Here is a 21,676-nt window from a genome sequence, read left to right as displayed (position 1 = left end):
TATTCCTCCTTAGATTAATAGTCATTTAAGATGTCGCCTAGTGGATCTCCTGAAGCTGATGAACCTCCATCTCCTCCACCATTGTTACCACCGCCACCATTACTTGTAACATTTAAGTAAATGATAGCTGCACAGACACCTATAATTCCTGTAGCAATTAGTGTAAGTTCATTTAATGGCGCAATTGCAAATCCTAAGAAGAAGAAAGGCCATACTTCTTTATTTGCCATAAGGTTGATAACCATTGCATAACCTACTGCTACTACAAATCCACCACCAATAGTCATTCCATCAGTAAACCATTTTGGCAATGAATTAAGAGCTTGCTGAATAACGTGAGAAGGTATAAATAACAACAATAAGGCAGGGATAGCAATACGTAAACCTTGACATGCAAGTGCAACCATGTGCCATAATTCTACACCTTTAAAATTACCTTTTTCAGCTTCTCTATCTGCTTGGTGAACAATAACTACTGATAAAGTACGAACAACCATAGTCAAAACTAATCCTGCTGTGGCAAGCGCAATCGCTGTACCAATTGCCACATTCTGACCTGCAGCATCAAATTTTCCTGCTTTAACAAAAATAATTGCTGAAGCTACTGAAGCAAGTGCGGCATCTGGAGCAACTGCTGCCCCTACATTTGCCCAACCTAGAGCCATTAACTGCAATGCTCCACCTAACATAATACATTCTTTCATGTGTCCTGTCGCAAGACCAACTAATGAACATGCAATAATTGGCTGATGGAATTGGAATTGGTCAAGGATACCTTCCATTCCTGCCAAAAATGCGATAATTAATATTAAAATAATTGCTAAAATATTAAAATCCATAACATCCTCCTAAAATTAAAGTTTTAATCCTTCATTTGCTTTTTCTGAAATTAATTTGAACAAGTCTGCCCGTTTATCTGCGGCAACTTTTCTAACATCAAATTTTACACCTAGATCTCTAAGTTTCTTATAGGTATCAACATCATTCTGATCCATTGAAAGTACATTATTAACCATAACTTTTCCAACAGAGTGAGCCATTGATCCTACATTCAGTTCTTTAATGTCAACACCTCTTTCAATTACATAAAGTGCATCTTGAGGATTTTCAAACAGCAATAACGCTTTTGTATTTCCAAATCTTGGATCTTTTGAAACTTCCACCAATTTATCAAGCGGAATAACGTGCGCACGTACACCTGGAGGCGCCGCCTGTTCAATTAATTTTTTACGTAATTCATCCTTTGAAACCGTATCTGAAACAACAATTATTCTGTTTGGATTTGTTGCCTTTGTCCAGCTTGTTGCAACTTGCCCGTGCAGCAAACGTGTGTCAATACGTGCCAGTACGAATTTGATTTTCCCATCTCCGATAACTGTTCCTGGTGGAATTGCACCTTTTGGCATATCATCTTGCGCTGCAGCTTTTGGAGCTTCTTCTTTTGGCTGAAGATCTTCAGGACGTACCCTAACTTGATCTTTTCCTTCTGGAACAATTGCTTCTGCCACTTCATGAGCTGTTTCCATATCTTCTCTTTCTGACAAAGCGGCTAAAAGCATTGGCAAATTAAGCCCTGCAACAATAGCTCTCTTTTCAGGATCCTCTTCAAAAAAACGGTTAGATTGATTAAATGGACTTCCTCCCCATAAATCAACTAAAAATAGAACTTCTTCTGTTCCTAGTTTTGCAATGGCATCTTGAATTTTTTTATATAAGTCATCTGGACCTTCACTTGGCATAAAAACAACTGATTCAAGCAACTCAGCTTCACCCAGAATCATTGAAGCCGACTGTTTTATACCAGCAGCAAATTCACCGTGACTTGCAACGATAATTCCTACCATTTTAAACCTCCTTCTACAAAATATATTTTTGCATTCACATAAAAAGTTTTTTAATAATTTTATAATTTCTAAAATTTTCTAAAAACTAAAAAGTGAATAGCCTTATATTTTAAGTGTACCACATTTTTTTGCATTTTCAAGTATTTTAAAAAAATTTTATAAAATAAATTAATAAATGTTAAATTTCAATATTTTTTTTAGTAAATCATAATACTAAATCTTATCAAGAAATAAGTCAATACTCTATTTATCCAATAATAGCAAATTTTTTTCCTGGATATGAAATAAAAATCTATAATAAATTCACTATCTAAAAAAATAATATAAATTTATTCAAAACAGAAATTTTTTAGAAATAATATTAATATTCTGACATATTGAAAGATTTTTTTTTTAATGATATAATTTAATAACTAAAAATAAAAGAGCAGGAGATTAATTATGAATATTTTATTAATTGCCATAGGCAGTTTGATAGTATTAGCAATAATAGCAGCGGTAATCTATAACAGGTATGTTAAACTGAAAAATTTGAATGAGGAAGGTTTTCATGAGATAGGTATTTGCTTACAGAAAAGGCTGGATCTGATACCTGGTCTTATTAATGTTGTAAAAGGGTATGCATTACATGAAAAGGAAACATTAGAAAATGTTATTAAACTTAGAAGCCAAATGGAAATAATTGATAAAAAAAATATTGACAATATTGAAAAAATAAAAAAAATTGAGAATGAGACAGAAAAAACATTAAAATCAATAATGATATTACAGGAAAATTATCCAGATTTAAAGGCTAATGAAAATTTTTTGAAATTGCAGACTCAATTGATGCAAATAGAAACTGAAATCCAAAGATCGAGAAGGTACTATAATGGAACAGCTAGAGATAGAAATACTTTCGTAGAAACTTTTCCAAATAATTTTATTGGAAAAATTTTGGGGTTTAAAAAGTCAAAATTTCTCGAAATAACAGATAAAGCAGAAAAAACTCCAGAAATTAAATTTTAATGTTTACAATAAAGGATTTACTATGATTATTATTATAATTGAAATTATTTTAGTTATACTTATTGGTATATATTCTGTTTCAACGTGGTATTTTTTTGGAAAAGATCCAAAAAGGAAAACTATTATTCCTGAATTTTCTGAACCAGAAAATATTTCGTCAATGTTTGTTGCATATATCAATGGAGAGAGAGATTCAAAAGAAATATTGAAAATAGGACTGTTATCGTTATTATTGAAAAATTATATTTTTTTAGATGATAAAAATGAAGGAAATAAAATATATGTTTTGAACCAGAAAAATAAGGATAATCTGAAACTGCGAAGCGAAACTTTATTTGAGGAAGAAAATAATTTGCTGGATATTCTTTCTGAAAATAATCTATTTGAAAATAAACTTGAAATTATTGGATATAAAAATCGTATTATACATTTTTTTGAAAAGAAATATAATAGAATGATTTATAAAAATAATTATCTATATTTTATTCCATTTATTTTAGGAACTGCAATTTCCATAGCTTTTACATTATCAGAGCTAATGCATATAAATATAGCAAATTCAATTATTATTACGACTTTTATATTTATATGGCTAAAATATGTATTTGGAATGTCAGGGAGAATATTAAAATTTTTGTATATCACGGTAACTGTAGGTGGAATTATTGGTATTATATTGTATACAGATATATTTTATGGATTAATTTTATTAATTTTAGGAGCAATGTTTTTTATTTATAGGAAAGTTATAGGGAAATACACGTTTTCAGGTAAGCGAAAGCTGGAGTACATTGAAGGACTAAAAATGTATTTTAAAACTGCTGAAAAAAATAAAATGAATGAATTTGAAACAGAAGAAGAAAAACTTAATTACTTCAATCAAATATTTCCTTATATTGTTGCACTTAAAGTGGAAAATGAAAAAATAGGAATTTTTAAGGATTCTTTGGATTTTTTAAATATAATGGGAAGTTATGCTGAGGCTCAATATTATGTTAATGAATATGTAGATACGAAATTTCCAATTTTTAGAAAAAAACGTATTTTTTGGTAAGGCAAGTGAATAATTAGAAAATTAAAATATATTTTAAAATTACAATTACAATTGCAAATTTTTATAAATCATAAAAAAAATAAAAAGGAGAAAAAATTTAACAATGAAAATAGTATATTTAGATAATGCGGCGACTACTAAAATGTCCGATAAAGTTATAAATGAAATGACAAAATCATTTAGTGAAAATTATGGAAATCCATCATCTGTACATGCTTTGGGGCAACGTGCAAAGTCAGCTGTGGAAAAAGCAAGACATATAGTTTCTCAAAATTTGGAAGTGGAAACGACTGAGATTGTGTTTACTTCTGGCGGGGCTGAAGGGAACAATCTTGCTATTCGTGGATTTTTGAAGGCAAATGAAGATAAGGGGAAGCATATTGTAACTTCTAAAATAGAACATTCGACAATTTTAAAGGACTTTGAACAGCTGGAAAAGGAAGGATATGAAGTTTCTTATATTGGAACTGATGAAAATGGAGTTGTCAATATTGAAGAATTAAAGCAGGAATTAAGGGAAGATACGGCTATTGTTTCGATAATGTTTGTAAATAATGAAACTGGGGTTATTCAACCGATTAAGGAAATAGGAGAGATTTTAGCGGAAAAAAATATATTTTTTCATACGGATGCGGTTCAAGCAATGGGAAAAATAAAAATTTTGCCAAAAGATTTGAAAATAGGGGCTTTGACAGGAACTGCACATAAATTTTACGGGCCTAAGGGGACAGGATTTGTGTTTGTTGATAAAAAGTATTCGATTGAAAAGGAAATCTGGGGCGGTTCACAGGAAAGAAACCGAAGGGCTGGAACGGAAAATGTTCATGGAATTTTGGGACTTGGAGTTGCACTTGAAGAAGTATATGAAAATTTGAAGGAAATAGAAGAAAAAGAAGAAAAATTACAAAATTATTTAGAAACAAAATTAAAAAGTGAAATTGGGAAACTTGGAAAAAAAATAAAAATAAATGGAGAAAAAGCAAATAGAATAAAAACTACAACAAATGTCTACATAGAAGGAACAGATATTCAAATGCTTCTGGTAGCACTTGATTTGAGGGGAATTTGCGTAAGCGGCGGATCTGCATGCATGTCAGGGTCGCTGGAAAGTTCGCATGTTTTGAAGGCTATGGGGCTTACTGATGAGGAGTTGAAAGGTTCGTTTAGAATTAGTATTGGAAAGGATACGACTATTGAGGAAATAGATTATTTTGTAGAAAATTTAGCGGAAATAGTTTAAAGAAAGGAAGTTAAAATGGATAATATAAAAGCAATATTTATGGACTTAGATGGAACTGTGCTGACAAGCGGGCATAAAGTTTCAAAAAATTTGATTAAGAAACTGAGGGAACTGGAAGGGAAGGGAGTGAAAACATTTGTTGCAACTGGGAGAACATTTTCTTCATCAAAGCCTTTTGTGGAAATGCTGGGAATTAAAAATCCAGTAATTAATTATAATGGGGGAAGGGTTGTAAATCCCTTGAATAGTGAGGTTATTTTTGAAAAGCCTGTTGAGGCGCAGGATGTGGAGGAACTTATCAAAGTTTCAAGAGAAAAGGGAATACATCTGAATTTATATATGGATGACAAGCTGTATATTGAACATGAAACTGAAGAAGGGGAAAAATATTCAGAAAGTGTAGAAATTCCATATTATGTGAGAAATTTTGATGAATTCATCGGTAAATCTTCTACAAAGGCATTATTTATCGCAGAAAATTCGATTTTACTGGAATTAAAAAAGGAATTGGAAGAAAAATTGCCACATCTTAATTTTGTATTTTCAAAGCCGCATTATTTAGAATGTTTGAACAAGGAAGTGAATAAAGGGCTGGCAATAAAGGAACTGCTGAAAAAATATGAGATTTCTCCAGAAGAAACAATGGCATTTGGAGATCAGTGGAATGACCTGGAAATGCTGAAATTTGTGAAATATGGGTATCTTATGGGAAATGCAGAAGAAGAATTGAAAGAGAAATTTTCAGATGACAGAATTACTTTGTCAAATGATGAAGATGGAATTTATGAAGTGATAAAGGGACTTTGAGATATTAAAGCGGAAGGTTTAAAAAGGGAAATATTTTTTTAATAAGTTAAAAAAGAAATTAGGTAGAAATTATGGGAAATAAATTTGTACATTTAAAATTGCATACGGAGTATTCATTGCTTGAAGGCGTTGGAAAAATTGATGAATATGTCAAAAGAGCTGGCGAACTTGGGATTAATGCTCTTGCGATTACGGATACTTCGATGTTTGGGGCAATTGAATTTTTTAAGAAATGTAAAAATGCTGGAATAAAGCCGATTATTGGACTTGAGATTTTTCTAGATGGACTGGAGAAAGTTGGAGAATATTCGCTGACTTTACTTGCTAAAAACCAGAATGGATATAAGAATTTGTCTAAGCTGTCTTCGCTTTCATATAGCAGATTTACACGGAAGCGGAATAAAATTAAGTATGATGAATTGAAAAAATATTCGGATGACTTGTATATTTTGTCAGGTGGAGTAAATAGTGAAGCTGTAAAGGGAATTTTGGATTTGGAAAACACTCAGGTTAGAAAAGTTATTGAAAAATTGAGCAAAGATTTTGGGGATAATTTTTTTATTGAAGTGCCTGCTGCGGGAAGGCTGGAAAAGGCTAGGAGAATGTTATTTGACATTGTACGTAAAAATCAATCTGAAAATTTTGTCATTACTAACGATATTTATTATCCGAATAAAGAGGATACTGTTTTGCAGAAAATTGTGGAATCAATAAAGGAAGGAAGTAAAATTGAAGGGGGGAAATCGGAAAATAATGAAATTTTGTATGATGATCTGTATTTAAAGTCTGGGGATGAAATAAAAAAAAAATTTGAAAATAAAGAATATAGCGAGTTTTATGAAACTGGGATAGGAAATATTGAAAAAATTGTGGAAAACTGCAATGTTGATTTCGAATTTCATCATTTTAAGTTTCCAAAATATTCATTGCCTGAAAATGTGAGTGAAAGGGAGTTTTTACGAAACCTTGTATTTGAGGGGATTTTTCAGAAGTATTTGAAGAAATCTATTTCAAACGCTGAGAAATTGCGATTAGATAAAGAATTTGAAGTAATAAAAAAAGAATTTGCTAAAGATGAAATTGCTGGGCAGAAATTAAAAGAAATAAAAATTCGGGAAGAACTGTTAAAAAATAATTTAGAGAATGTTTTGGAGCGGGCAGAATATGAATTGGAAATTATTGATAAAATGGGATATAACGGGTATTTTATCATTGTCTGGGATTTTATAAAATTTTCACGGGAAAATGGAATTTATGTGGGGCCTGGACGGGGTTCTGCAGCTGGGAGCATTGTTTCCTATGCCTTAAATATTACAGAAATCGATCCGCTTAAATATAATCTGATTTTTGAACGGTTTTTGAATCCAGAGCGTATTTCAATGCCTGATATTGATATAGATTTTGACCAGGAACAGCGGGAAATTGTCATAGGTTATGTTGTAAATAAATACGGGACAGAATATGTGGCACATATAATTACTTTTGGAACGTTGAAGGCTAGGCTTGCTATTCGTGATGTTGGGCGTGTGTTAAATGTTTCACTTGCAAAGGTTGACAAAATTGCTAAAATGATACCCTTTAATACAGAACTTAAAGAGGCTTTGAATAATATTCCTGAATTTAAAAAAATGTATGAAACTGATGAGGAAATAAAAAAAGTGATTGACTATTCGCTCAAATTGGAAGGAAAAGTGCGGCATGCCTCTGTCCATGCGGCTGGAGTCGTTATTTCCAAAGATGTGTTAAGTGATGAGATACCAACTTACTCAGATGGGAAAACTAAGATTGTTTCGACACAGTATCAGATGAAGGAACTGGAAGAACTGGGAATTTTAAAAATGGATTTTCTTGGTTTAAAGAATTTGACAATTTTGAGAAAAACTGTAGAAAATATAAACCTTGAAAAAAAACGGAAGGGTCAGAAAGATAAAGTTATTTTAAATGATATTCCATTAAATGATGAAAAGACTTATGAACTGCTGACAAAGGCTGATACAATGGGAGTTTTCCAATGTGAATCGGCTGGAATTAGAAGCCTTATGAAAAAAATGAAAATCGAAAAATTTGAGGATATAATCGCATTGCTTGCACTTTATCGTCCTGGGCCTTTACGAAGCGGAATGGTAGATGACTTTATAAATGTAAAAAATAATAAAACTGAAATAAAATATATTGACAATTCTCTAAAATATATACTTGAGGAAACTTACGGAATAATTTTGTATCAGGAGCAAGTTATGAAAATCGTGAGCGAAATGGCAAATTACTCGCTTGGGGAAGCTGATGAGCTGCGGCGGGCAATTGGAAAGAAAATACCTGAACTAATGAAAAAAAATCGGGAAAAATTTGTAAAAAATGCTCAAAAAAAGGGAGTTCTGATAAAAAAAGCAAATGAAATCTATGATTTGGTAGAAAAATTTGGAGGTTATGGATTTAATAAGTCACATTCAGCGGCTTATGCTTTGATTGTTTACTGGACGGCTTATTTTAAGGCTAATTATCCATTGGAATTTTTTGCGGCGATAATGACGACAGAAGTGCACAATCTAGATAGATTTGTTGTTTTTGTAAATGAAGCCAGGGAAAAGGGGATTAATGTATTTTTACCAGATGTGAATTTATCTGATTATGATTTTAAAATTGAAGAAAGTTTTGAAAATAATAATGATGAAATAAAAAAGATCGGAATTAGATTTGGACTATTTGCGGTAAAAGGTATTGGAGCGGCTTTAATTAATGAAATAAAAAAAGAAAGGAAAAATGGAAAATTTACTTCTTATGAAGATTTTGTTTATCGGATGAAGCAAAACGGGATTACGAAAAAACAGCTGGAATCACTTATTTTATCAGGGGCCTTGGATAAGTTAAATGGGAATAGATTTGAAAAATATAAGTCTATCGATGAAATTTTAGAATATAGCCAGAAAAAATATGAATCTGAAGAGGATCTGCAAATGATCTTATTTAGTGGCGAAAAGGAATTTAAAGGTAAATTTGAAATGGAAAAGGCTGATGAATTTCCTCAAAAAATTTTGCTTGAAAATGAAAAGGAGTATCTTGGAATTTATGTTTCAAGCCATCCGTTAAATGAGAAAAAAAGACTGATAAATATAATTTCCCATAGCAAAATATCTGAAATTTATCAAAAAAATCTAAAAAGAGTCAGAATTATTGGGATAGTAAAAAATATAAAAAAATTTGTGACACGAAACGGGCGAGAGCCAATGGTAAAATTTGAAATGGAAGATTTTCAAAAAAGTATCGAGGTTATTTGTTTTCCAAGAGAATATATAACTTTTGGATATAAAATTACAGAAGGTCAAATTATGGTGCTAGAAGGATCTGTAAATTCAGATCAAGGAAAAAATTCGATTATTTTAAGCAGTATTTGCAATATTGAAAATCTGGAAGAAAATAAGAATTTGAAATTGTATATTTTGATTGATGAGGAAACGAAGGGGAAAAATCAGGAGTTAAAACAGCTTATTTTTAAAAATAAAGGTGATAATCAAGTGTTTTTAGCATTTAGAACTGATGAAAAAAAGGAAGTTGTAAAATTGCCTGAAAAATATAATGTGAATTTGTCGCTGAAATTTGTTAGAAAAGTTGGGAAATTGGTGGGAGCCGAAAGAGTGAAATTGAGATAATTTCAAATTTTTAAAAATAATTAATAAATAAGGAGTGAAATATGTTTTTGGCAAACAATAAAAAATTGAAAAGGTTTTTTCAGGCGATAGCCATAATGGCGGTATTTTTTACAATAAATATTGCAGCATTTTCTGAAAAATCAGAATTTTTGGCAATTGGAAATCTTAAAATTGTAAGGCAGGAACCGCTTGTCATAAAAAGGGAGGATTTGAATATTACGATTGAGAAAAACAAGGCAATTAAAGTTGAGAGTGTTTATACATTTGAAAATATTGGGAATTATGATGTGAAATCTACGTTTATGTTTTGGCTTGATACGAATATTGAGAGAAATGGGAAAGAGGATTTTAGTAATAAAAACACGAATAATCGTGGGAAATTTTTGAAAAATGTAAAATTTTTGACAGATTATAAAAAGGCACAGAATTTAAGGGCAGTTATAAAATTTGATGAAAATATTTATGAAAATCAAGTTTCAGATGACATTCAACGTGAATGGTTTGCCATTTCAAAGTCTATTCCATCAATGAAGGAAGGAAAAGTGGCTGTTTATTATGATTTGGTAAATACAAAATTTTCGAGAAATAAGGATTTTGTGTATAGTTTTGAGTTAGTCGACAATTTCTTTAATAAAAATAAGGCGGAAATATTGTATGTAAATGTTTACAATAAGTCGGATCTGAAAATTGACAAAATAAATTTTAAAGACTACGAATTTAAAAATGTCAGCAAAGATCATTCAAAGGAGCATTATGAACTGCTTGAAGGCGGAGTAAATCTGGATGGGAAAATTGCTATAAAATTCAAGTAGATAAGAGTTGGTAATTTTATCAGAAATGTAGTAAAATATGTAAAGATTAATTTAATTTGATTTAAAAGAATGAAAATTGGAAAGAGGAAAAAATGAGAATTATAGCAGGAACATTGAAAAATAGGCGGATAAAATCAAGGGAAGGAAGAGAAACTAGACCAACTTTGGAAAGAATAAAAGAGGCGATTTTTAGCATAATTGGAGAAAAAGTTGCAGGCGCAAAATTTTTGGACTTTTATTCTGGAACTGGGAATGTCACTTTTGAGGCACTTAGCCGTGGGGCAGAAAGAGCGATTATGATTGAGGAGGATAAGGACGCTCTTAGAGTAATTATTGAAAATGTAAATCATTTAGGTATGGAGAATAAATGCCGTGCTTATAAGAATGATGTTTTTCGTGCGGCGGAAATTTTGGCAAGAAAAAATGAAAAATTTGATATAATCTTTTTAGATCCTCCCTACAAGGAAAATATTTCAACAAAAACGATTGAAAAAATTTCGGAAGAAAATCTTTTGGAAAAAGATGGAATTATAATTTCAGAACACAGCACATACGAGAAAATGGCAGATAAAATTGGAAATTTTGTAAAATATGATGAAAGAGATTACAATAAGAAAGTAGTTAGTTTTTATAAGTTTGAGGATTAAATAAAATAACTTAATATCTAATAAAGAAAAATATAAAGGAGAAAATAAAAATGGCAGCAAAAAAGCAAAGTTATGAGGAAAATATTACACAAATTGATGAAATTTTGGAAAAATTGGAAAGCGAGGAATTGTCGCTGGATGATTCGATTTCAGAATACGAAAAGGCAATTAAGCTTATTAAGGAGTCGGAAAAGCTGCTTGAGGCTGGAGAAGGGAAAGTTATGAAAGTACTGGAAAAAAATGGGAAAGTGGAAATGGAAGAATTTGAATGATTGGGAGATAAAATGTTACAGAAATATTTAAAAGAAAAAAAGAAGACTGTTGAAGACAATCTGATGGAATTACTTGGGAATTATAGGGATAAATATCCTGAAAAATTGGCAAAGGCTATGGAATATGCGGTTATGAATGGCGGAAAAAGAATTCGTCCTATTTTGATGTATATGATTTGTGATTTATTTGATGAAAATAAAAAAAGTTATGATAAAATCAAGGAAATTGCTGTTGCACTTGAGTTTATACATTGCTATTCGCTTGTTCACGATGATTTGCCAGCGATGGATAATGATGATTACAGACGTGGTAAATTGACTGTTCATAAAAAATATAATGAGGCAATCGGGGTTCTTGTGGGAGATGTGCTTTTGACGGAGGCATTTGGAGTAGTCGCAAGCGCTAAAAATCTGGAAGACAAAAGCAAAGTTCAGATTATTTCAAAATTGTCTGAATATGCAGGATTTTTTGGAATGGTTGGAGGACAGTTTGTAGATATAGAATCTGAACATAAGAAAGTGGAAATTGACACGTTAAAATATATTCATGCACATAAGACTGGGAAACTGCTGACTGCTGCGATTGAACTTCCAATGATTGCTTTAAATATTGAAAATGAAAAATATCAAAAAATGGTGGAATATTCAAAATTATTAGGAATTGCCTTTCAAATTAAGGATGATATTTTAGATATTGAAGGGAATTTTGAGGAAATTGGAAAAAAATCTAATGATGTTGAAAATGAAAAAACCACTTATCCTAGCATTTTTGGGTTGGATGAGAGCAAAAGGCTACTTCAGGAATATTTAGAAAAAGCAAGAAAAATTATTTCTGATGACTTTAATGGAAATCAGCTGTTTTTGGAATTGACAGATTATTTTGGGAATAGAAAAAAATAAATGGTTAAATAAATTGAAAATTATAATTTAAACGGGAGAAAAGATGTTTATTGAAAAGGAAAATTACTTTTATATTGAAGAATTTGAAAAATATGGGATAACGGCAGTTTATACAAAAAAAAATGCTGGAAATATGTCTGATTATTGTCCAATTAAAAATCAGGAAGAAGGAATACAGAAAAAAAATCGGGAAAAGTTATTAAAGGAATTAGGTTTGTCAAATAAACAGGAAGTTATGGCTTTTCAGACTCATTCTAACAATGTAAAAATTATTGATGAAAATACAGAAAAGTATTATTATGAAAAGCAAGATGATATTGATGGATTTTTGACAAAAAGGAAGGATATTGCGATTTTTACATTTTATGCGGATTGTTTGCCGATTTTTGTATATGATAAGGAAAATCAGGTTATTGGAGTTTGGCATTCGGGATGGCCTGGAACGTTTAAGGAAATGATGAAATCTGGACTTTCGGAAATGGAAAAAAATTATGGAACAAAAGTTGAAAATGTGATAATGGGACTAGGAATTGGAATGCAGCGAAAATTTTATGAAGTTGGAATGGAATTTTATGAGAATTTTGCAAATAAATTTGGAAAAGAAAGTAAACTGGTGCAAAAATCGTTTGAATGGAATGAAAATACTGAAAAATATCACTTTGACAATACAAAATTTAATGAAATAATGGCTTTATCACTTGGAATAAAACCAGAAAATCTGATAGTTTCCTATGAAGATACGTATGGTAAAATTGATAAAATGGGAAATATAAGTGATAAATTTCATTCTCATAGACGGGAAGGGAAAAGTGCTGGAAGGGCTACGGCAATGATTAGTTTTAAATAAAAAAAGGGAGGAGACAAATTTATGAAAAAATTTTTATTTTTATTATTTTTAATGATAGAAGCAATAGGATTTTCAGTTAATTGCAATTGGTATACAGGGAATACAGAATCTGCAAGCAAAATGGTAGAACTGGTTAAAAATACAAAATTAACAGATAAAATTTATTGTGATGTAGAAAAAAATAAAATGGTATATGAAACAGAGGATAAAAATAATGATAGTTTTATGGAAGTAGGGTTAATTTATAACAAAGGAAGCAAAAAGGAGCTTACCTATATTGAAATTGCTAATTATTTGGATGAATTTGAAAAGGATGTAATTAAATTATATCCCTGGAAAAATTTGACAGAGTTAGAATATAGTAATTCTCCAGAATATTATAAATACAGAATGTATATTTACAGTCCTGAAAATAAGGATGAATTTATGATTTATATGATTCTTTATGATACAATAAATGGTGTATGGAAGCGTTTTTATAGTAAAGATTTTTGGAATAAAAATGATGAGAATGCTATTGAAATGATAGAAATTATGGAAAAAGTGGGAGCAAGGGCAACAGATGATATAGTTTATTAAAAAAGTGATTTTTAAGTAAAATAGTTTATAGAAGAGTTACACAATAATGAATAATAGGAGATAAATAATGAATTTTCTAGTAAAAATATGGATTTCATTCATTTTAGATTTAATTTTTGGAGATCCAGAGAAAATTACACATCCAGTTCAAATTATTGGGAAAATGATTACATTTTTGGAAAAAAGATTATATGGAAAAAAAGGAAGTTTTATTGGTGGGACAATTTTAAATATTTTAGTAGTTGCAAGTACGTTTTTTGCTATGTATTTTCTAGTAAAATTAACAAAAATTAACAAAGTATTTGAAATAATTGAAATTTATTTGATGTATACGGTGTTTTCTGTAAAATCATTGGCTCGTGAAGGGAAAAGAGTTTATAGGATTGTAAAGCTTGGAAATCTAAAAGTGGCAAGAGAAAAGTTATCTTACCTTGTTTCAAGAGATACTGAAAAAATGGATAAATTAATGATTATTAGAAGTACGATGGAAACTATTTCGGAAAATATGGTGGATGGAGTGATTGCACCAATGTTTTATATGTTTTTAGGTGGACTCCCGCTAGTAATGACTTATAAGGCAATAAATACTCTTGATTCAATGGTTGGATATAAAAATGAAAGATATGCGAGATTTGGCATGTTTTCAGCAAAATTAGACGATGTGGCAAATTTTATTCCTGCCAGAATTTCTGGAATTTTCATAACGATGGCAAGTTATATTTTAAGATATAATTATAAAAATGCCTGGAAAATATTCAAAAGAGATAGAAAAAATCATGCAAGTCCAAATTCTGCTCATCCAGAAAGCGCTGTAGCTGGAGCACTGGGAGTTCAGTTTGGTGGAAAAGTTTCCTATTTTGGAAAAGAAGTAAAAAAGCCGACAATTGGAGATAAATTAAAAGAATTTAGATTAGATGATATAAAAAAAAATATATTATTAATGTATATGACAAGTTTTGTCTCAATCTGCTGTTTTTCTACAATTTATTTAGTTTATTTAATGTTATAAATTTTAAATTACATTTAAGTTTTGTGTACACAAGGGGTTAAAACCCCTTGCTAAATCAAAAACTATTTATAAATAAATAACAAGATTTCTCTTAATAATTTACAAGCTAATGCTGTAGATTGCCCAGATTGATCATATACAGGCGACAGTTCATTCATATCAAGTCCAACAATATTTAACTGAGAAATTTTTTCTATCGCCTTATGAAGTTCCACAAAAGTGACTCCGCCCGCTTCAGGCGTTCCAGTTCCTGGAAACTCAGATGGATCAAGTACATCTAGATCCAATGTAAAGTATACTGGTTTCCCTTTCAATTTTTCCAAAACTTCATCAAGTCCATCAAAATTAAATTTTGTCGTGTGAAGATGTTCCTTTGCAAACTTCCATTCATCTCTTTCTCCACTTCTTATTCCAAATTGAAAAATCTTACCATCTCCAACAATATCCCAGCATCTTCTAATTACAGAAGCATGCGAATAATACTGCCCTAAATATTCATCTCGCAAGTCAGTATGCGCATCAAACTGTATAATATGCAAATCTGGATATTTCTCAGCAACCGCCTTCACAGAGCCCAATGTTACTGAATGTTCTCCACCAATCATAAACGGAATTTTCCCATCCTTCAAAATTTTTGCCGTTTCATCTTGAATATCATGTAGCGTACTTTCCGAATTTCCAAACGAAAGCTCCAAATCTCCCCCATCAAAAACATTTATATCTTCCAAATCCTTATCCTGATAAGGACTATAAGTTTCTATCCCAAAACTCTCATTTCTCATAACCGCCGAAGCAAACCTAGTCCCTGGCCTAAATGAAGTTGTGCTGTCAAACGGTGCTCCAAAAATAACTATTTTACTCTCCTTATACTCATTATCGCAGCCTCTGAACCTCCCATGACTAAAGTCGCAGGGTTCTAAAATCTTTAAAAATATTCAAAAATTTTCTAAGAAGTTTGATAGTCTTATGCTATCCTTATTCTTTTAGGTGTGTCCAGCTCACCTCTATTGTATAGGATACCTAAATCCACAACTTTACTTTTCCTTAATATGTTTAATGCTCCATTACAATCTGCATTTATGAGTTTACCTTTGCTTGTTTGATATAGTCCTCTTTTTATTCTTTTTCCACTAAATATATATTCTTTTTGATTTTCTTTATCATATATTGGGATTTCATCTCCATCAAAGAAACTTGCTTTTGATGTATAACTCTCTTCTTGCAGTTTAAATTCTATTCCATATAGTTTACATAGATATATTAATTTATATCTTAATTTCCCATATGGTATATTTACAAAGTTTTGATTATTTATACTTCCAATATTTGATTTTCTTTGAAAATCTTCATTATATCCTAGAACTATTCTTCCTATATCATTATTAAGACAATAATTTATTATTATTTTTGCTGCTTTTGAAAGATAATCTTCTATACGATTATTTCTCTTTCTAGCTATTCGCTTTTGTCTTAATGTTGTCCGCTTAATCTTTTGCTTATCCTTTATACTTTGTAATTTTGCATTTATCTTGTTATAGTATTGATTTATTGACTTTAATTTTCTACCATCTATTATGAATGAAGTTCCAGTATTTGTAACACAAGTACAAAGATTATCTATACCTAAATCAATTCCTAGTGCATTTTCTTTATTTAATTCCCTTTGAACTTCTTCTACCTTATATATGTATTGAATTTCAAAGTACCTAGAATGTTGTTTAGGTATTATTCTAATCTCTTTTATCTTCTTGCCTTTTAATACTGGTGGTAGTTTTATTGCGATTTCCTTATGTGTCTTTCTAAATGAATTTGAATAAGGAACTATCAGCATATCATCTTTTAATCTTACAAAACCTATAACAAGTGTTGTAAAACCATCTTTAGCAAGATATTTAGGTAATTTTATTTTCTTATTATCATATTGTCCATTCTTAGCAAGTTTTAAAAGTCCAAAAAATGATTTGAAACTTCCGTCTACTTCTTTCAGAATTTGTTGAGCCATATTAGAATTTAACTTCTTGTAGTTCTCACTATTTTTAAGCATTTTATAGTTTTCACTATAACTTAAATACTTTTTCTTATTAAAATAATACTGTCTAATATTATATATAGCCTCATTAGTTAAGTTCTTGGCTATATGAGATAAATATTTTAAATTTCTAAACTCATTTTTACTAAGATGTTTTACTTGTTGTTTTAAAGTTAAATACATAGATATCACCTCCTTTTCATCAGAGATATTATATCATGTATTCTACATTTTATCCGTTTATTTTTAAATATTTTTAAAGTTTTTAAAACCCCACAACAGTGGGAAGCGTCGTTCACATAAGTACGCTACTACTTATGCAGTTCTCATGGCATATATACTCCTTAATAAATTAAGGAGATTAGCCTTGAACTTCTTGTTATCTCTAACAAGCACAGACTATATCTTATCCATAGTGTATTTTAGCACCTTAGGCGAAACCACTTCCAATACCAATCGCTTGTATTGTACTCCCCTCACGAGGGATAGTCGTTGAGCTTTCCTTTTCAGGCTTAGCTGCTGATTGTCTATTATCATAATGTTTAGGATTTAACCTTGCACCATCTAGTATATTTTTTCTGCTTTCGCTACCTTCACACTTATACCATATTTTAACGAAGGTATTATGTTGTGGTTATACTAGCTTTAAGAGTTCCCAGCAGTTCAGTTTCTTTGTTGCACGGTTTTGCTCCGTGTCTACATACAAGTTTCCCTATATGCTTACTAAAATTTTCGTGCAATTCATCTCATGACTAAAGTCGCGAGTGTTCTTGCACTATTTAATAAACGTATGTACATTCTTACTTTTCATAATCAATTCTCCTTCTTATTTTTTTTGCTTTTTGCCAAGAAATCTTGACCCGTTAAATTTTTATATTTTTTTCTTTTTTGATTCTAATCATTTATCAATTCTTTCACATAATTTGGCAATGCAAACGCTCCTTTATGCAATTCCGTATTATAATATCTAGTTTTTATCCCAAACTTATTCCATTCATCAGCCTTCAAGTCTTTTACAGGATTATATTTTTTTGAAGCAAATCCAAATAGCCAATGTCCTGACGGATATGTCGGTATATGCAGCTGATAAACTGTTGCAAACGGAAAAACTGCCCTTAACTGTTTATTTGCTCTTGCTGTTGCTTTAGCATCCGCCTCATAATAGGGACTTTCATGCTGATTTACAAGAATTCCGTCATCTTTTAGCGCATTAAAGCAGTTTCCATAAAATTCCCTCGTAAATAAATCTTCTCCAGGCCCAAACGGATCTGTCGAATCCACAATTACAATATCGTATTCATTTGTTTTAGAACGTACAAATTTCAATCCATCCTCATAATAAATGTGAACTCTTTCATCATCCAATTTATTCGCCGTCTTAGGCAAATATTCACGACAGACATCAACAACCATCTTATCAATTTCCACCATATCAATTCTCTCGATATGTTCATACTTTACAAGCTCACGGACAGTTCCGCCATCTCCAGCGCCAATTACCAATATTTTCTTAGCTTTAGGATTTACTGCCATCGGAACATGTGTTATCATCTCATGGTAAATAAACTCATCCTTTTCTGTCAGCATCATAAATCCATCCAGCGTCAAAAACCGCCCAAATTCCTGCGACTCAAAAATATCAATCCGCTGAAAATCACTTTTCACACTGACTAACTGCTTATCAACCTTTATAGAAAACCGAACATTTTTTGTATGCTCTTCTGTATACCATAATTCCATCTGCTACACTCCTTTCAATTTATATTATCTACTTTTTATAATTTTATTCTATTTTTTACACTAAATTAAACATTTTTCAAATAATTTTCCTTAGTTTTAACTCTATTTAGCCATCCAGCTAAAAAATCATTTTGAGTTGGATTACTTTTGACAAGGGACTTATAGTATTCACGTTGTAAATTATGATAAACCGTTAAAAATTTAGCTGGATTAACTTCATTTAAATATTTTAGCGTCATAGGCCCAACTGCTCCATCTACACTAATTACATTTTTACCATAAACCTTGTTCACAGCCTCCTGAGCCTTTTTAATTCCATATCTCCCAGCATTTACTGAAAAATCAAATATACTAAGCGCTATTTTATCATTTTTTACCTTATCTAATTTTTTTGCCTTATAATATTTTTCCTCATAAATTTTTTCAGCCATTGCCTTCGTAAAATCCTTCATACTTCCCTTATAGCCACATTCTCTAGCCTTCTCTTTAGTAATTCCATATTTTGTTTCTCCGCCTTTATCATTTCTGTCATTAGAATAACCGCCTTCAACTAGCAAAATGTAATTAAAAAATTTCAAAAATCTGCTATCAGCCATTTTTATTTCCTTCTTTCATCAATTTCTCTATCTTAATACTAAATCCCACTTAAAAACAGGAGTTTTATTTTATATCATTTAATAAAAAAAGATCTTAATTCTAATTAGCCTGCTATTTAACAGGAAATAATAATTATTTTTATGTCTAGAATTCTCACTCCAAAACAACATTTATCTTTTCAACATGCATATCTTCAGTTCCCGTAAGCAAACATCCCTTTTCCTTCGCATATTCAATATAATTTATAATTTCCTCCGTAATTCTCTCTCCTGGCGCTAAAATCGGTATACCAGGCGGATAAGCCATAACAAATTCACCACTTATTTTCCCAGCACTGTCTTTTATAGGAATCATTTCCTTTTCTGAGTAAAAGGCTTTTTGTGGCGGAAGCACAACATCAGGATTTATATATTCATGATCGAACATTCCCGTTGAATCTTTTGAGTAAAGCCTCTTAATTTCGGCAAGTGATGAAATTAGCCGTTCTATTTCCAATCCTCTATCTCCGGCTGAAATTATTGCCAAAATATTTCCCAAATCTCCAAATTCAATTTGAATTTCATAATCATCCCGCAGAATATCATATACTTCAATTCCAGCTAGCCCTATATCCTTTGTATATACAGACAATTTTGTCGTATCAAAGTCATAAACCGAATCTCCGTCAATTAATTCCTTCCCATAGGCATAATATCCGCCCAGTTTATTAATTTCACTTCTAGCATATTCTGCAAATCTAACTGTCTTTTCAAAAAGTTCTCTTCCGTTTATCGCCAAATTTTTTCTTGCTACATCAAGTGAAGTCATAAGTAAATATGAGGCGCTTGTAGTTTGAGTTAAATTTATAACTTGCCGCACATAATCGGCATTTATTCGCTCACCACTTAATAAAATTGAACTTTGCGTTAAAGAACCACCTGTCTTATGCATACTAATCGCTGCCATATCTGCACCAGCCGCCATCCCTGAAATGGGCAAGTTTTCATCAAAGGAAAAATGTGCTCCGTGCGCTTCATCAACCAGCACAAGCATATTATTCTCATGCGCTAATTTCACAATAGATTTTAAATCCGAGCAAATTCCATAATAAGTTGGATTATTTACTAAAATTGCCTTAGCATCAGGATTTTCACTAATTGCCTTTTTTACATCGTTAATCGACATTCCAAGCGATATTCCCAATTTTTTATTAAGTCCAGGATTAATATAAACTGGAATTGCTCCACAGATTACCATCGCATTAATAGCGCTTCTATGAACATTTCTCGGAATAATAATTTTATCCCCGGCCTTACAAGTCGCCATAATCATAGCCTGTACCGCCCCAGTAGTTCCGCTCACCATAAAATAAGCCTCTTTCGCTCCAAAAGCCTCCGCCGCTATTTCCTGCGCCTCTTTAATAACTGAAGTCGGATGGCATAAATTATCCAGCGGCTTCATCGAATTAACATCCATCTGCATTGCTTCCAGCCCAATAAAATCCCTAAACTCCTTATTTCCACGACCTCCTTTATGTCCAGGCACATCAAATCTCACAACCCTGTTGGAAAGATGATTTTTCAATGCATCAAAAAGAACAGTCTTATTCTGTCTATCTTTATCAATATTTTTGCCCATTTTTTCAACTCCTTCCATATTTTTTGAATACATGATTCAAGTATAAAATAATTTTAATAAATATTCATTCCGCTATAAATTTCAATCATTTCCTTTCTAAGTCTATCTGTAATTTCCAGTCTTTTTTTCGGTGCAATTTCATAAACATCCTGATTAAAAAGATAGTTTTGCAATTCGATTTCCTTTATAAGCATTTTTGTATGAAAAATGTTTGACTGATAAACATTTACATCAATTGCATCGTAAATTTTTAACTTTTCAGGCTCAATATAATCCTGAATAGAAGTTATGTTATGATCTGTAAAAAATTTCTTTCCTGAAATATCCCTTGTAAAACCTCGTATTCTGTAATCAATTGTGATTATATCAGAATCAAAGCTGTCTATTAGATAATTTAGCGTATTTAATGGTGAAATTTCTCCGCAAGTTGCAATGTCAATATCTACCCTGAACGTGGAAATTGAATTATCTGGATGGTATTCTGGAAAAGTATGCACTGTTATATGGCTTTTATCCAAATGAGCATGAACTGTATCAGTATCCTGGCTTGCATTTTCTCCTTCTTCTTTACTATTTTTATTTTTCTCAATTTTTTCAGTTTCCCTATCTTTCCCAATTTCCTCAAAGAATGGTTTTCCTCTATTACAAGACTTGTCAATATTTTCAGGATTTATTCTTTCCTCTGCAATTAAAACATTTACAGATGCCCCTTGCGGCTCATAATCCTGCTTTGAAATGTTTAGAACTTGTGCTCCTATCATTTCTGCCACACGAATAAGTATTTTTGTAAGCCTCTCTGAATTATACTGTTCATCAATGTATGCAATATAATCCTTTTGCTCTCTTTCTGTTTCGGCATAACAAATATCATAAATATTAAAACTTAACGTTTTAGTTAAATTATTAAATCCATACAGCTTAATTTTATTTCTTTCCAACTCATTCATCACTTCCTCTCTTATTCTCTCATAAATTTCCTTTGCAACAATACAAGAAAACTAGTTATAATGTCAAAAAATCCATATAT

The 21,676-nt window shown here is 31.1% G+C and carries 21 protein-coding genes; 12 read left to right on the top strand and 9 right to left on the bottom strand.

Going from position 1 to position 21,676, the window contains the following annotated elements:
• Nucleotides 1–14: 14 nt before the first annotated feature.
• Entirely contained in the window at nucleotides 15–839 is an 825-nt protein-coding gene (locus HW276_RS03040) for a PTS mannose/fructose/sorbose transporter subunit IIC (protein WP_147003123.1), read from the bottom strand.
• A 15-nt stretch (nucleotides 840–854) separates the two neighbouring features.
• A complete protein-coding gene (locus HW276_RS03035; protein WP_178937365.1) occupies nucleotides 855–1,844 on the bottom strand; it encodes a PTS sugar transporter subunit IIB in 990 nt (329 codons plus the stop codon).
• Nucleotides 1,845–2,285: 441 nt separating this feature from the next.
• On the opposite strand from HW276_RS03035, the gene HW276_RS03030 reads away from it, so the two are divergent.
• From HW276_RS03030 to cbiB, 12 genes are all read left to right on the top strand, one after another.
• Nucleotides 2,286–2,852 carry a LemA family protein gene (locus HW276_RS03030; RefSeq protein WP_147003121.1) on the top strand — a complete coding sequence of 189 codons (567 nt, stop codon included), beginning with the start codon at nucleotides 2,286–2,288 and terminating at the stop codon, nucleotides 2,850–2,852.
• Nucleotides 2,853–2,874: 22 nt separating this feature from the next.
• Entirely contained in the window at nucleotides 2,875–3,906 is a 1,032-nt protein-coding gene (locus HW276_RS03025) for a DUF2207 domain-containing protein (protein ID WP_178937364.1), read from the top strand.
• A 103-nt stretch (nucleotides 3,907–4,009) separates the two neighbouring features.
• Nucleotides 4,010–5,146: a cysteine desulfurase family protein gene (locus HW276_RS03020; protein ID WP_147003119.1), complete on the top strand. Its 1,137-nt coding sequence runs from the start codon at nucleotides 4,010–4,012 to the stop codon at nucleotides 5,144–5,146.
• A 15-nt stretch (nucleotides 5,147–5,161) separates the two neighbouring features.
• Nucleotides 5,162–5,953 carry a Cof-type HAD-IIB family hydrolase gene (locus HW276_RS03015; RefSeq protein WP_178937363.1) on the top strand — a complete coding sequence of 264 codons (792 nt, stop codon included), beginning with the start codon at nucleotides 5,162–5,164 and terminating at the stop codon, nucleotides 5,951–5,953.
• Nucleotides 5,954–6,024: 71 nt separating this feature from the next.
• Complete coding sequence (gene dnaE / locus HW276_RS03010) at nucleotides 6,025–9,600, top strand: DNA polymerase III subunit alpha (protein WP_178937362.1); 3,576 nt, start codon at nucleotides 6,025–6,027, stop codon at nucleotides 9,598–9,600.
• Nucleotides 9,601–9,641: 41 nt separating this feature from the next.
• Entirely contained in the window at nucleotides 9,642–10,412 is a 771-nt protein-coding gene (locus tag HW276_RS03005) for a hypothetical protein (RefSeq protein ID WP_178937361.1), read from the top strand.
• Between the two features lie 92 nt (nucleotides 10,413–10,504).
• Complete coding sequence (gene rsmD / locus HW276_RS03000) at nucleotides 10,505–11,059, top strand: 16S rRNA (guanine(966)-N(2))-methyltransferase RsmD (RefSeq protein ID WP_178937360.1); 555 nt, start codon at nucleotides 10,505–10,507, stop codon at nucleotides 11,057–11,059.
• Between the two features lie 50 nt (nucleotides 11,060–11,109).
• Nucleotides 11,110–11,331 carry an exodeoxyribonuclease VII small subunit gene (gene xseB / locus HW276_RS02995; protein ID WP_010128471.1) on the top strand — a complete coding sequence of 74 codons (222 nt, stop codon included), beginning with the start codon at nucleotides 11,110–11,112 and terminating at the stop codon, nucleotides 11,329–11,331.
• A 12-nt stretch (nucleotides 11,332–11,343) separates the two neighbouring features.
• Nucleotides 11,344–12,231 (top strand): polyprenyl synthetase family protein, encoded by an 888-nt coding sequence (locus HW276_RS02990; RefSeq protein WP_178937359.1) that lies wholly within the window; start codon nucleotides 11,344–11,346, stop codon nucleotides 12,229–12,231.
• Between the two features lie 43 nt (nucleotides 12,232–12,274).
• On the top strand, nucleotides 12,275–13,078 hold the full coding sequence (locus HW276_RS02985) for a polyphenol oxidase family protein (RefSeq protein ID WP_178937358.1): 804 nt from the start codon (nucleotides 12,275–12,277) through the stop codon (nucleotides 13,076–13,078).
• 21 nt (nucleotides 13,079–13,099) lie between these two features.
• The gene (locus HW276_RS02980) at nucleotides 13,100–13,657 is read left to right on the top strand and encodes a hypothetical protein (RefSeq protein WP_178937357.1); all 558 of its coding nucleotides are present in this window, start codon (nucleotides 13,100–13,102) and stop codon (nucleotides 13,655–13,657) included.
• A 67-nt stretch (nucleotides 13,658–13,724) separates the two neighbouring features.
• The gene (gene cbiB, locus HW276_RS02975; protein WP_178937356.1) at nucleotides 13,725–14,666 is read left to right on the top strand and encodes an adenosylcobinamide-phosphate synthase CbiB; all 942 of its coding nucleotides are present in this window, start codon (nucleotides 13,725–13,727) and stop codon (nucleotides 14,664–14,666) included.
• Nucleotides 14,667–14,728: 62 nt separating this feature from the next.
• Here cbiB and speB read toward each other — a convergent pair whose 3' ends face one another.
• The 7 genes from speB to speD form a co-directional block, all read right to left on the bottom strand.
• Nucleotides 14,729–15,589 (bottom strand): agmatinase, encoded by an 861-nt coding sequence (gene speB / locus HW276_RS02970; protein ID WP_178938510.1) that lies wholly within the window; start codon nucleotides 15,587–15,589, stop codon nucleotides 14,729–14,731.
• A gap of 41 nt (nucleotides 15,590–15,630) precedes the next feature.
• A complete protein-coding gene (locus HW276_RS02965; RefSeq protein WP_178937355.1) occupies nucleotides 15,631–16,878 on the bottom strand; it encodes an RNA-guided endonuclease TnpB family protein in 1,248 nt (415 codons plus the stop codon).
• Nucleotides 16,879–17,318: 440 nt separating this feature from the next.
• Nucleotides 17,319–17,435, bottom strand: a complete 117-nt coding sequence (locus tag HW276_RS02960; protein ID WP_080680096.1) for a MarR family transcriptional regulator — start codon at nucleotides 17,433–17,435, stop codon at nucleotides 17,319–17,321.
• A 154-nt stretch (nucleotides 17,436–17,589) separates the two neighbouring features.
• Nucleotides 17,590–18,435, bottom strand: coding sequence for a polyamine aminopropyltransferase (gene speE, locus HW276_RS02955; protein ID WP_178937354.1), 846 nt, complete (start codon nucleotides 18,433–18,435; stop codon nucleotides 17,590–17,592).
• A 65-nt stretch (nucleotides 18,436–18,500) separates the two neighbouring features.
• Nucleotides 18,501–19,031 carry a glycoside hydrolase family 108 protein gene (locus HW276_RS02950; RefSeq protein WP_178937353.1) on the bottom strand — a complete coding sequence of 177 codons (531 nt, stop codon included), beginning with the start codon at nucleotides 19,029–19,031 and terminating at the stop codon, nucleotides 18,501–18,503.
• A 154-nt stretch (nucleotides 19,032–19,185) separates the two neighbouring features.
• Nucleotides 19,186–20,649 (bottom strand): aminotransferase class I/II-fold pyridoxal phosphate-dependent enzyme, encoded by a 1,464-nt coding sequence (locus HW276_RS02945; RefSeq protein ID WP_178937352.1) that lies wholly within the window; start codon nucleotides 20,647–20,649, stop codon nucleotides 19,186–19,188.
• 53 nt (nucleotides 20,650–20,702) lie between these two features.
• Complete coding sequence (gene speD, locus HW276_RS02940; protein ID WP_147003097.1) at nucleotides 20,703–21,596, bottom strand: adenosylmethionine decarboxylase; 894 nt, start codon at nucleotides 21,594–21,596, stop codon at nucleotides 20,703–20,705.
• Nucleotides 21,597–21,676: the final 80 nt, after the last annotated feature.

The organism is Leptotrichia sp. oral taxon 417, from assembly GCF_013394865.1.
In the GTDB taxonomy this organism is placed as follows: Bacteria; Fusobacteriota; Fusobacteriia; order Fusobacteriales; family Leptotrichiaceae; genus Leptotrichia; species Leptotrichia wadei_A.
The sequence above is the reverse complement of the archived record's forward strand: the minus strand, read 5'-3'. Positions and strand labels throughout refer to the sequence as shown.

Coding starts and splice junctions, on each gene's coding strand:
- HW276_RS03040 (WP_147003123.1), bottom strand. CDS start 839: ATGGATTTTAATATTTTAGCAATTATTTTAATATTAATTATCGCATTT.
- HW276_RS03035 (WP_178937365.1), bottom strand. CDS start 1,844: ATGGTAGGAATTATCGTTGCAAGTCACGGTGAATTTGCTGCTGGTATA.
- HW276_RS03030 (WP_147003121.1), top strand. CDS start 2,286: ATGAATATTTTATTAATTGCCATAGGCAGTTTGATAGTATTAGCAATA.
- HW276_RS03025 (WP_178937364.1), top strand. CDS start 2,875: ATGATTATTATTATAATTGAAATTATTTTAGTTATACTTATTGGTATA.
- HW276_RS03020 (WP_147003119.1), top strand. CDS start 4,010: ATGAAAATAGTATATTTAGATAATGCGGCGACTACTAAAATGTCCGAT.
- HW276_RS03015 (WP_178937363.1), top strand. CDS start 5,162: ATGGATAATATAAAAGCAATATTTATGGACTTAGATGGAACTGTGCTG.
- dnaE (WP_178937362.1), top strand. CDS start 6,025: ATGGGAAATAAATTTGTACATTTAAAATTGCATACGGAGTATTCATTG.
- HW276_RS03005 (WP_178937361.1), top strand. CDS start 9,642: ATGTTTTTGGCAAACAATAAAAAATTGAAAAGGTTTTTTCAGGCGATA.
- rsmD (WP_178937360.1), top strand. CDS start 10,505: ATGAGAATTATAGCAGGAACATTGAAAAATAGGCGGATAAAATCAAGG.
- xseB (WP_010128471.1), top strand. CDS start 11,110: ATGGCAGCAAAAAAGCAAAGTTATGAGGAAAATATTACACAAATTGAT.
- HW276_RS02990 (WP_178937359.1), top strand. CDS start 11,344: ATGTTACAGAAATATTTAAAAGAAAAAAAGAAGACTGTTGAAGACAAT.
- HW276_RS02985 (WP_178937358.1), top strand. CDS start 12,275: ATGTTTATTGAAAAGGAAAATTACTTTTATATTGAAGAATTTGAAAAA.
- HW276_RS02980 (WP_178937357.1), top strand. CDS start 13,100: ATGAAAAAATTTTTATTTTTATTATTTTTAATGATAGAAGCAATAGGA.
- cbiB (WP_178937356.1), top strand. CDS start 13,725: ATGAATTTTCTAGTAAAAATATGGATTTCATTCATTTTAGATTTAATT.
- HW276_RS02965 (WP_178937355.1), bottom strand. CDS start 16,878: ATGTATTTAACTTTAAAACAACAAGTAAAACATCTTAGTAAAAATGAG.
- speE (WP_178937354.1), bottom strand. CDS start 18,435: ATGGAATTATGGTATACAGAAGAGCATACAAAAAATGTTCGGTTTTCT.
- HW276_RS02950 (WP_178937353.1), bottom strand. CDS start 19,031: ATGGCTGATAGCAGATTTTTGAAATTTTTTAATTACATTTTGCTAGTT.
- HW276_RS02945 (WP_178937352.1), bottom strand. CDS start 20,649: ATGGGCAAAAATATTGATAAAGATAGACAGAATAAGACTGTTCTTTTT.
- speD (WP_147003097.1), bottom strand. CDS start 21,596: ATGAATGAGTTGGAAAGAAATAAAATTAAGCTGTATGGATTTAATAAT.